8 protein-coding genes are annotated in these 11090 nt (G+C 49.3%); 1 reads left to right on the top strand and 7 read right to left on the bottom strand.

Annotated features, from left to right (window positions below; translation table 11 throughout):
* Nucleotides 1-3: 3 nt before the first annotated feature.
* Together GCU45_RS25745 and GCU45_RS25740 are read right to left on the bottom strand one after the other, a co-directional pair.
* Complete coding sequence (locus GCU45_RS25745; protein WP_208837159.1) at nt 4-1635, bottom strand: extracellular solute-binding protein; 1632 nt, start codon at nt 1633-1635, stop codon at nt 4-6.
* 269 nt (nt 1636-1904) lie between these two features.
* Entirely contained in the window at nt 1905-2729 is an 825-nt protein-coding gene (locus tag GCU45_RS25740; protein WP_152401521.1) for a sugar phosphate isomerase/epimerase family protein, read from the bottom strand.
* 98 nt (nt 2730-2827) lie between these two features.
* On the opposite strand from GCU45_RS25740, the gene GCU45_RS25735 reads away from it, so the two are divergent.
* Entirely contained in the window at nt 2828-3661 is an 834-nt protein-coding gene (locus GCU45_RS25735; protein WP_244364261.1) for an AraC family transcriptional regulator, read from the top strand.
* Nucleotides 3662-3710: 49 nt separating this feature from the next.
* Here the strand turns inward: GCU45_RS25735 and GCU45_RS25730 are convergent, their stop codons facing one another.
* The 5 genes from GCU45_RS25730 to GCU45_RS25710 form a co-directional block, all read right to left on the bottom strand.
* Entirely contained in the window at nt 3711-5084 is a 1374-nt protein-coding gene (locus tag GCU45_RS25730; protein WP_152401519.1) for an ABC transporter substrate-binding protein, read from the bottom strand.
* Between the two features lie 393 nt (nt 5085-5477).
* The gene (locus GCU45_RS25725) at nt 5478-6248 is read right to left on the bottom strand and encodes an alpha/beta hydrolase (RefSeq protein ID WP_152401517.1); all 771 of its coding nucleotides are present in this window, start codon (nt 6246-6248) and stop codon (nt 5478-5480) included.
* 65 nt (nt 6249-6313) lie between these two features.
* A complete protein-coding gene (locus GCU45_RS25720) occupies nt 6314-7612 on the bottom strand; it encodes an SGNH/GDSL hydrolase family protein (RefSeq protein WP_341874527.1) in 1299 nt (432 codons plus the stop codon).
* A gap of 122 nt (nt 7613-7734) precedes the next feature.
* Nucleotides 7735-9273, bottom strand: coding sequence for a response regulator (locus GCU45_RS25715; RefSeq protein ID WP_167527226.1), 1539 nt, complete (start codon nt 9271-9273; stop codon nt 7735-7737).
* On the bottom strand, nt 9266-11086 hold the full coding sequence (locus GCU45_RS25710) for a sensor histidine kinase (protein ID WP_152401511.1): 1821 nt from the start codon (nt 11084-11086) through the stop codon (nt 9266-9268). The genes GCU45_RS25715 and GCU45_RS25710 overlap by 8 nt, the downstream gene beginning before the upstream one ends.
* Nucleotides 11087-11090 lie beyond the last annotated feature (4 nt).

Below are 11090 nucleotides of genomic sequence, written 5' to 3'. Positions count from 1 at the left end.
GCACTAATCTTTCTGTTTGTTCGAGTACCAATCATTGACTTCGGCTGTCATTTTATCACCGCCCAGACGATGCCATTCCTCGACGAAACGGTCAAATTCATCGATGGGATGTCCGAGGATAATGTTGGTGAACGTATCCATCGTCAGAGAGTCGAGAATCGATTGTTTTTCGATCATCGTATCGGTTGGCGCACCTACGAAGCTCTCATACAATAACTGGTTGTTCCTTTTATACCGGTCAAGGATGGAAAACGCTCCCGACGGGCCATAGGTTCGTTCCCAGCCCCAGCCGGACGGATTGCCACGGGTCAGATAAGCCTCGATGTTCTTTTGAATCGACCTTGCCTCATCCTTAAGCACATTAGGGTTTCCGGTTCGGCGTGCCTCTTCAATTTGGTAGTAGGCGTCCAGATTCTTCAGCGCAGGATACGGAGTAACCGGAGAAAGCTGCCAAGCCGGATATGGGGTGCTGTAATAGATTTCGTACTCGGCCGTCGCTCCCCAGTTCTTTTCCAGATGCAAATTGAACAGCTTTACGATGGCCTCGGGATGCTGGAATCCCTTACGGACGGCAAGAAATTGATGGGTAGCGAAGCGGAGCGGCACTTTCGCCGGTTTCCCTGTGGCCGAAACAATGGGAAAAGCCTGCCATCTGGCTTCCGGATCCTGCTCATGATTACCCTGCACGACAAACGATCCCCACTGTTCGCCGTACATCATCCCGTATTTACCTGCGGTAAGCTCTGCTTTGGCCTTGATGCCGTCTTTAAACATAAATTCCTGGTCAATTTCTCCGTTCCGATACATGTCCTGAAGGACTTTCAGCGCAGTCTTGACTTCAGGTTGAACGGCTCCGTATACGAGCTTACCGGATGGATCGCGAATCCATATATTGGGGAAGGCGTCGTAACCGGCCATAAATGCCGACAAGCCCATCACGGGATCCCACAAATACTGGGTTACCGGGAGCCCCAATGTATCCTTTTTTCCGTTTCGGTCGGGGTCATTTTCTGTAAACGCTTTCGAAATGTTCAGGACGTCATTCATCGTTTGTGGCGGCTGTAAGCCGAGACGGTCCAGCCAATCCGTCCGGATCCAAATATACTGTGCTCCCTCGATCGATGCACTTGTCTCGGGAATTCCCATCAACTTGCCGTCTACCGTGGCCGCTTCAAACGGTCCGGTCCCCTCCTGGCCCAAAATTTCCTTCGTGAACGGCGCCGCATATTTCTCATAAGCTTCGGTCAAATCCTGAATCAGGCCCGCATTGCTCAGCTGACGCAGCTGATCTGCATCGACTCTCACGACATCAGGCAGGTTTCCCGAGGCAAGCGCAACGCCCAGCTTCTGGTTATAGAGGGTGCCTTTGGCTGTCCAATCATACTTGATCTGGATGCCCAGAACTTGTTCATACAGCCGGGTCCACCGGTTATCTTCCAGCGTTTCTCCCGGAAACGTACTGATCAGGTTGTCCAAATCATCGCTCGTCTCCCGCACGAAAGTGAGCTCAATCGGGGGATCATACTTCTCCAGGCCGGGTTCCGAGTAGACGTACTGACCATCGGTCTTCCCTGTTACCTCCTCACTGTCAGACACCCCGACCCGGTCGCACGACGCCAGCATGGACAAGGGCATCGTGACCGTCAGGACTAGACCAACTACACTCCATTTGGGAATACGCAATGCGCCAACCCCATTTCGATTAGATTCATTAAAGCGTATCAAGACTATTATCTTGATGGCGTACGCACACACACAACCCGCATCTTTTTACTTGCTCACCCGTTTTTTACTTTTTAATGAAAGCGCAAACATTTTCTCTATTTATTTTAAATCAGTTTTTATGATCCCTCCTATTCATAAACTAAAGAAATACCCCCAATAAATGCAGGACTTTGCGTCGGTCAATTCCACTTCATTTCCTGCTCAGCCAGCAGTTTCTTAATGGCTTTCGCGGCTACTACGAATAGTTCAGGTTGGCTGAGCCCCGCAAGCTTTCCGGTTGCTTGCAGATGCGGTTCCAAAGACATAAATCCGGAATATCCCGTCTGTTTCAATTGCTGGAGAAGCAGACGCAGCTGCCCGTCTCCCTCGCCGGCAGGAACCACTGAACCATTGTCCATCCGTGCGTCCTTCACATGAATATAAGAGATGTAGCCGGCGAGCAGCGGGTATGCCTCAGACATGGGGTGTACCCTGCATTGCACGAAATTTGCGGGATCAAAGGCCGCTCTCATGCCGGGCGACGAGACAGCCTCCAAAATGTCCTTGCAGCGTTCTCCGGTATCGCCGTAAATGTGGCTTTCATTCTCATGCAGCAGTACGATTCCGGCATCATTCGCCAGCTGAACGAGCCGCTTCATGCGACGGAATACTTCCTCACGGAATTTGTCATGTTCTCCCTCCGGAATATAAAACGAAAAGATGCGGACAAACTTGGCTTCAAAAAACGCTGCCAATCGTATGGCGTGCTCGGCCTTTGTAAAATGTGGATCAAAGTCATCGGTGATCTTGATTTTTCCCAGAGGAGAGCCGATCGCGGAGACGCCGAATCCCCGCCGGGTCAGCCGTTCTTTGATTTTTGCCGTTTCCTCTTCGGTTAAGTTCAATACATTTTTCCCCCAGACTCCCCGCAGCTCCAGATAACGAATATTTTCCGATTCGAGGACATCCAGCTGTTCTTCCAAATCCGATGAAATCTCATCCGCGAAACCAGTTAATGTAATCATGACAAAATCCCCTTCATTTGTTGAACTGAAATGAAATACTTTATCCTGGATGAGTCATACAATCTCGATTTTCTCTTGAAATTTCTGGAGTGAAACCTATGATTAGCTTAAAGGAGGCGGTGTACTTGGAAATTGAGCATCATCCTCATCTTGTTCCGAATATCTTTCTGTTCATCGACCGTAGATGCTTTCCCGAGTGGACGATCCAGAAAGCGAAAATCGGCTTCCACGATCTAACGTTTGTGGTTGAAGGCATGGCGAATTACTATATTAATGGAGAAAAATTCACAGTTGAAGCAGGTGACATGATCTACGTCCCCGAGGGAAGCATCCGGGAAGCCCATACGTTCAAGGAGTCCCTCATGCATTCGTATCCGTTCAACTTTTTTTGGGCTGAACCGTATAATCATATCCATCTCCCGTTTAAAGGCGTCACCAAGAAAGTGATCACCAAGGAGATTCTGGGGTATATTCGTGAATTCAACCACGTATGGATGAGCAAGCAGCCGTTTTACCACATCCAGGCACGCGCTTTGTTCGAACTTATCCTCCACCGTCTGCTCACCAACAATTACCGGAAAGCGCCCATGCCGATCGATCCGCGGATCAAGAAATTAACCGAATACATTTCAGAGCATTACTCGGAAAATCTCTCGATCGCCGAATTGGCGGAATGGCTGCATCTGAGCCCCGTCTATTTGGGCAGGTTATTTAAGCAGAATACCGGTACGACACTCAAGGAGTACATCAAACGCATTCGCATCAACAATGCCGAAATGATGCTGTCATCCGGTGACTTTACCGTGAAGAACGCAGCGGAAATGTGCGGGATTGACGATATTTACTATTTCAGCAAGCTGTTCAAGGAAATGAAGGGCTATCCTCCATCTGCTGCAAGGAAGCAGGCAGGGCAGAAGCACCTCCTTGAATAAGGAGTCCCCACTTCGGATGTTTTCTTTGTGGGGACGGTACATATCACCGCTACTTTTTCCAAACCTCATCAATCGAAGCCTGGAACGGCTCTTTGTATTTTCCAATGACCGTGGAAACGGAATTTCCGTCAATAATGTCTCCGACTAGCTCGTAGTAAGGCATGGAAGGATACCCGTCTTTGCCATCGACGACATTGATGCTTTCCCCTGCCATTTTTGCATTGTTGATGTCGTCTTCGTTCTTGAATAACGTTTCGAGCGAAGCTTGTTTCGGGTAGTCGTAGATGGACTCGATATCGTTGATTTTTTCATAAATGTAAACCAATTGCTCGGGATGTTCGACCGCCTTCGGGATCGTCAAGTAATTCGGAATCGTAAGATGGGAGTGGTACTCTGTCGCGCTGGGCCCTTTAGGGAAGGGCAGGAAGCCTATATCCAAATCAGGCATATCCTTTTTGAATCCATCCATCTCATAATCGCTCCCGGCATACATCAGCGTGTTCCCTTGACGGAAAAATTGGCCGGGTTCGGTCCAATCACCGCCTTCGGTCGGTCTGGCGATGTTTTCCGTTGCGAGCTGGGATATGAAGTTTAAGGTTTCTTTCGTTTTCGGATCCTCCAGATTTTGCTTATCTCCCGACACGATATTTGCGTCGTTGGCTGCCAGAGCCTGAACTAAAATGGAAGCGGAAGCGAGCCCCCAGGTGTCCAGCTTACCGTCATTATTCGTATCTTTGTTCGCCTCTTTGGCTGCCTGGATGAAGGTCTCCCAATTCCAGTCGTCTTCGTTGACGTATTCCTGCAGCGGCTTGAGGCCCAGTTTCTCCATCAAGGTTCGATTATAAAAAATACCTGATGAAGCACCGTTGATGCCTGCCCTGAACCCGTAGCCCCTGCCCTCAAACTGCGAATAATCGTTCGTGTACTGCTGAATAAATACGTTCTGATTTTTTGTGAATTCATCAACCGGGGAGAATAAATCCTGCTTCACGAGCGTTGGAATCATCCAAGGTCTGGCCATCCGGATCATGTCGCCGAGCGGCTCTCCCGCTAACAGCGATGACGTCACTTTATTCACGTACTCGCCATAGTCGATCGTGACGTATTCCATTTTAAAGTTATGCTTCTTCATGAGTTCGTCCAGGTTCTGCTTCTTTTTAATATTGTCCGGATTATCTTCCTTGATCGATTCGTCGTACCAAGATACCCATTTGATCGTCCGGCCACCCATGTCGAAATTCATTTCCGAAGTACCGCTCTCTTCTTTTTCGTCCGGCTTCGCGGGTGCATTCGTGCTTTCCTCAGCGGTATTTCCGCCGCTTGAATCCGTGTTGGATGCGCCTCCTCCGGAACCGCTGCTGCAAGAGGCCATCAGGATCAGAATCAAACACCAAACCAGCACCATTGACTTACGCTTCCTCATAAAATACCCCCCTTTGGATTTCGCTGTCTTCATAGGACAGCGCTTTCAAAACATGAGCTTGCACGCGTATGCCTCCGTGATGACCGAAAGAATCGGTTCCGATGCTGGTGGTTCCTGATGAACTGCAAGCACACGGATCATGTTAAATGGATTTCCGGCAAACAACCATAGATAATCTAAATGGCATTTGTAAGTTTTAAACATCATTTCGGATTTTCAATATGCGCTAAGAAAAACGTCTATCGACGTACCTTCAAAGAAGACAGACCGCGTGTAGCTGAAGTTTTTCTTGCGATTCTAGAATGGTTCAGCTTCGCTGAAATTTTAAATTCTATAATCTTCAAAAAAAAGAAACCTCTCCGTAAAGGAAAGGTTTCTTTCTGATCCACGATGCTAAACTCGAAACAGCAACTGCGAGAAATGGTACAGATCGTTTTTCCAAACCGGCCAATCGTGACCGCCGCTTTCCTCGTACCAGACATGAGGAACTCCATACTTTGACAAATGCGAGTGCGTCCGGTCACTGATATGCTTCAGGTCATCCTGGTCTCCGCAGGATAGCCAGAGCAGTCTAAGGAGATTTGCTGCCTCTTCGGGATTCGGTACGAGCAGTTCGGGGACCTTGGTATTCGGGGCCGGAGAAAAGGCTCCTACCCAGGCAAAGCGGTCGAGATGATTCAATCCGATATTCAGCGCCTGCCCTCCGCCCATGGACAAACCGGCGATACTATAATTCTCCCTGCCTGTGAATACCGGGTATTTCGATTCAATAAAAGGAATCAGATCATGAAGCAAATCGAACTCGAAGGTCTCGAAGGCTTTCACCTTGTCTGGATCGAATATGTCTCCTTCCGCCCTGTCGTTCGGCATCGCGCGGCCATTAGGGAGTACGACGATCATGGGCTCGAGCTTGCCGTCGGCGTAAAGATTATCGAGCACAACCTGTATATTGCCGTGATTCTTCCATTCGGCTTCATCCCCGCCAATTCCGTGCAGGAGAAAGAGCACGTTATACTTATGTTGTTCTGAGTACTCGGGCGGGGTGTATATGAACATATTGCGGTCACAGCCGACAGTTTCTGAATGATATTCCACAAGTTCGATTTGTCCGCGGCTGATATGTTCCCTATATTGGTCAAAGCCCGTTGGCGCTGTTTCTATCAATTTCTTTTCCTCCCCTGTTATGAACTCACCTTATTAAATAGAACTGTACCAAGCACAAACAAGCTTCACAGCACGTAACCAAACCCCAGAATAGTAAACCGTTTATGTTCGCTGCCCGCCGCCATACGGATCTCGACGGTATGCTGCCCTGATTCCGGCTCATCGTACAAAATAACCGCACTGCAGTGCGTCCAGTTCACCTCATGCGGATCAGCGGTCAGCTTGTGCTTTCCGTCCACCCGAATCTCCGCGGATCCGAAATCGCTGCTTCCCGAGTCTTTAAATACGAGAATGAGACGCTTGCTCCTGATGGTCATTGTAAAATGGCCCTCTCCCGATCCGGCTGTATGCATCCAGTTATGGGGAAATTGGGGCGTGCCGTAATCGTGATCGTCCATTTCCGCGAGCTGCAGATCGGTATCGGTCTCCCGAAAACCACCGGTATCGATCTGAGCGATACGGTCACCGTTCTGGCGATCCAGCAGCCGGGTGTGGACATAATCGTTGCCGATCAACGGCGGTTTATCGGTCAGGACATCCTCCTCATCAGGAGCAGACCGGTCCGTGACTTCGAACAGCCAGTCCAGGCAATCCGCCATGATCTGATGGCCGCTATTCGTCGGATGATAGATATCATAGAAAAACTGCCTTTTGGAGATGACGCCTCCTTGGTCCCTTGCCAAACTGAACTGCTCGACGACGGCATCCTTTATGCTGACCATGGGAAGGTCGTAGTGCCACCCGACCGGAGCCAGCCGATCCTGAAGATTCCAGTCGTTCAGGAACACGCTGAACAGCAAGATCACCGCAGGCCGGCTATCGCCGCCAAGCGCCTTGAGCACCAAGCTTTCGTAGCAATTGCCCTGCGTCTCGTCGCCGGCGTCATTGACGGCAAACTCCACGACCACGATATCCGGATTCTCCGTACCGTCCCGGAGCACATCCCGATCATAACGTACGATCCCCAGCTCTGACGGCGTCCCGCCTACTCCCGCTTTGATCAGACGGATCGGACTGCCTTCGGAGGAGGCGAACCGCTTCCTAAAAAGATCGTACGACCTGTAGGCGTAACTATTTGCAGGAAGCGGGACAGCCCCAGCTCCATGAGTGATAGAGCCGCCGATGTAGGCGATGGTGACCGGCTCCCCTCTCTTCGCTTTTTCGATGGCCGCTTTCAATCTCTGGTTGTTGCCTTGATTCAAAAGAGATTTGGCGACCATGTCACGGTAGGACTGCCCTTCAAAGTCAACCGGAGGATCGATCATGTCTTCGGCAGCTTGATGATCTTCACGCCGGTTTTCGGGGTCCCGCGGGGCCGCAGGGCCGCGAGCTTCGTTCGTGGATGCAGCTGGATGGTCTGTCATGGGAAATCCCCTTTTCACTGTGATTAGGAATTTGCGTTTCGATTTATCAAACTTCATTATCCCTGCAGCCGACGGATAAACTCAATCCGCATCTCTTTACATACCCACCCGATGTTTACTGCTTACGGGGCAGAAATACCTAACCGATCTCCCGGTTGATGCCATTTTCTGTAAGCTACAGGTTTGAGAGCCGTCCGCTTCTCGAATTCTCTTAAAAAATGGTGATAGTGGACATATCCGAGATCCTCTGCGATCACCCGCACCGTTTCTTCGGTGTCGCACAATCTTCTTTTGGCTTCGGCAATCCGCAGATCGTGGATGTATTCCAGAATGCCGACACCGTTCTTTTTGATAAACGCCTGCCCTAAATAAACCGGATTGATAAAAAATCGTTCCGCGATCTTCTTGATCGTCAGATTCTGATGGAAATTCTCTTGCAAGTAACGCTCGATTTGCACCAAGGGATGCTCGGAATTCATTTCTTTGTAGTGCTTGACGGTTCCCATGCATAATTCTAAAAACGCGTGCAGCGACTGCTTTAACGCAGCAACGGAACCCGGCTTCGTTTTTAAAAAATGGAACACATCCCGCCATAAATCCGTGGTCCCGCCGAATTCCCTGAGCAGCTCGATACTTTTCATGACGATCTGAATGCTTGCCATGTACGCCACTTCAGGGGCAGTCTTGTTATCCTTAAATGTCTCGAACAACTGATGGAGCATATCGCAAACTTTCTGCTCCTGTGATCTCTCAACAGCGATGAGCAATTCATCCAGGACAAGGGACGGAGGAAGAACGTAACTCATTTCATGCGAGGAATCCGGGTCACCGTCAATCACCCCTCCCTCCTCCGAACGGAAGAAGTGCTGAAGGGAAGCCTTGGCTGCCCTCATATAAGACTCAGGCAAGTCATGAAGGGTTTGAACCGAAGTGCCGACGGACACGGAGCAGTCAAGGCCATGCTCCAGCAGTTCTTCATGCACGCGCCGCGCAAGCTCTAATGGTTTACGGGCAGTATCTACGATAAGACCGGCTTGATTGCAGTACATATCTACATATAACGCATGCCCTGACTGGGACAGCGACCGGCAAATTTCCGTTCCCTCGCATGTCAGCCCTTCAATGTGGATATACCGCCAGCCGGTAACTTGCTGATTCATCTGATCCATCAAATGCGCAATATCCCCGTCGACTTCGATCAGTTCTCCGCGAAGCATTCGGGAAAGGGCGATGGCCAAGACTTGTCTGGAGGTGGCTTCCTCTTGCTCCCTGGTGCGTGATTTGGCGTCAAGTTCACTAACAATCGTCGCGATCATCGCATCCCACTCAGGCTCAATGACCGGTTTGAGCATATAAAATCTCACCCCGTACCGAAGAGCCGTGCGGGCATATTCAAAGTCGCTGTACCCGCTGAGAACGATAAAGATCGGATCATAATGTTCCATAGAACGGACTCGGCGTATCAATTCCAGTCCGTCGATCCCCGGCATGCGAATATCGGTGACCACCAAATCCGGCAGCGTGTCCATAATCAGAGACAGGGCATCTTCGCCGTCGTCGCATGCTCCGCAGATTTGAAAACCGAGTCCTTCCCAATCGCTCAACATCTTCAGCCCCTCGAGGGCAATCGCTTCGTCATCCACAAGAAGCACGCTATACATGAATTTCACCTCCCGCTTGTGCATGAACCTGGTTCAACGGGATTTGGATTACGATCGCCGTACGTACATATGGATCGCTTTCAATGACAAGCTTGGCTTGACCGTCGTAGTACACTTTCAGACGCTTATACACGTTGCGCAGTCCGATATTTTTTCCGGTGTCATCGTCCGAATGAAGATTGCGGTTGATCCAATCCAGCTTGTCCTTGTTCATGCCGATCCCGTTGTCTTCCACGGTAATGATGAGGTCCTCATAGGACCGATGGATCCCGATCCGGATCAACCGTGCTCCTTTGACCGATTGGAGTCCATGCTTGCAAGAGTTTTCCACGAGCGCTTGGATGCTCATTTTAGGGATCCGGTACTTCATCAGGCCGGGATCAACGTCCAACTCATAGGAAAACCGGTCCTGGAACCGGAACTTTTCGATCTGGAGGTACATTTCAATGAACATCACCTCCTCCTCAATCGTCACCAGGTCATCTTTCCAGCTTAATAGTCTGCGCAGGATCTGGGCCAGATTGCGAATAATATCGGTCACCTGCTCGTACTTGTATTTTTTGCAGATGACCAGCACCGCATTTAATGTATTAAATAAAAAGTGGGGGTCCACCTGGCTTTGCAAATAGTTCAATTCCGCCCTGACCCGTTCCAGCTCCAGATCCTTTTTCTGGATTTCCAGCTTGTAGACGTCGTTGATCAAATTGCGGATTTTTTCGGTCATCATGTTAAAGCTCCGCAGGAGTCCGCCGATTTCATCTTTTCCCTCGTACATATGAATCGTTTCGAACCGTTCGTAATTCACAAGCTTCATATGCTTGTACAGCTGCTTTACTCTTAGATTATAGGACCGCAGAATGACTACAAACAAAATAGCCGGGATCAGCGTGGTGATCAGAGCTAAAATCAGGATAAAACGAAGGATATGACGAAGCTCGCCGCTGATATCTTTCCTTTCGGGCGTTCCGACCAGATTCCAGCCCTGTGTATAATTTGCCGGTCCTAATGGCCTGATAATATCCTTTATCGCTCCATCTCCGGAAGCTCCGCTCTCAGCAGGGAGGCTCAACAGTTGACTGTCACCCGCATTATCATGCGACTGATCGGATGCCAAAACGATTCTGTTTTTGTCATCGATCAGCTTTAATGTCATATAATCCCGTTCCTTGGCGAACAATTCCTTCAGACTGTCCAATCGCAAATCGATCCGCAGATACTTTGTATGCTTTAATAGTCCGGGGTAATTGTCCATTTTCCGAATGATGCTGATGTATACCTTCTTTTGATTCGGGTACATCGGGTTCGTATCCAAATACGAAGTGAGCAGCACTTTTTCTTTGCTCCCGGCGATTTTTTGATACCACTCGCTGTTCTTATCGCTGTCCTGCAAGACAAAATAGCTGTTGCCGCTTTGAATGGTCGGATTCGTCGTATATACGCCAAGCCATAAAATATAGGAATGCAGGTTACTGTACTGACGCAGCCGATCTCTTAATACATTATCGTAATTTTCATAGTACTCATCATAATCCGCATAGTTATAATCCAGCATTTCATTCAACGTCCGGTCCGCAGCTACCGTGTTGCCGATGGCAACGCATTCATTAACCATTTGCATAAAATCATAGCCCGCCCGCTCTACCGAAATTTGCAGATTCTCCTGCTCACGGGTTTCGGCATTTTTGCTGGTCTGCAAATAGAACAGCGTATTGATGCTGATGATCGGAATAAGCACACCGAGCAGGATGATTAAAAACTTGTATCTTAAAGGGATATCGTCCATGAGAGCTGAGGTCTTCCACTTCACGTTCATGCAC

This window comes from Paenibacillus cellulositrophicus (assembly GCF_009363095.1).
In the GTDB taxonomy this organism is placed as follows: Bacteria; Bacillota; Bacilli; order Paenibacillales; family Paenibacillaceae; genus Paenibacillus_AQ; species Paenibacillus_AQ favisporus.
The sequence above is the reverse complement of the archived record's forward strand: the minus strand, read 5'-3'. Positions and strand labels throughout refer to the sequence as shown.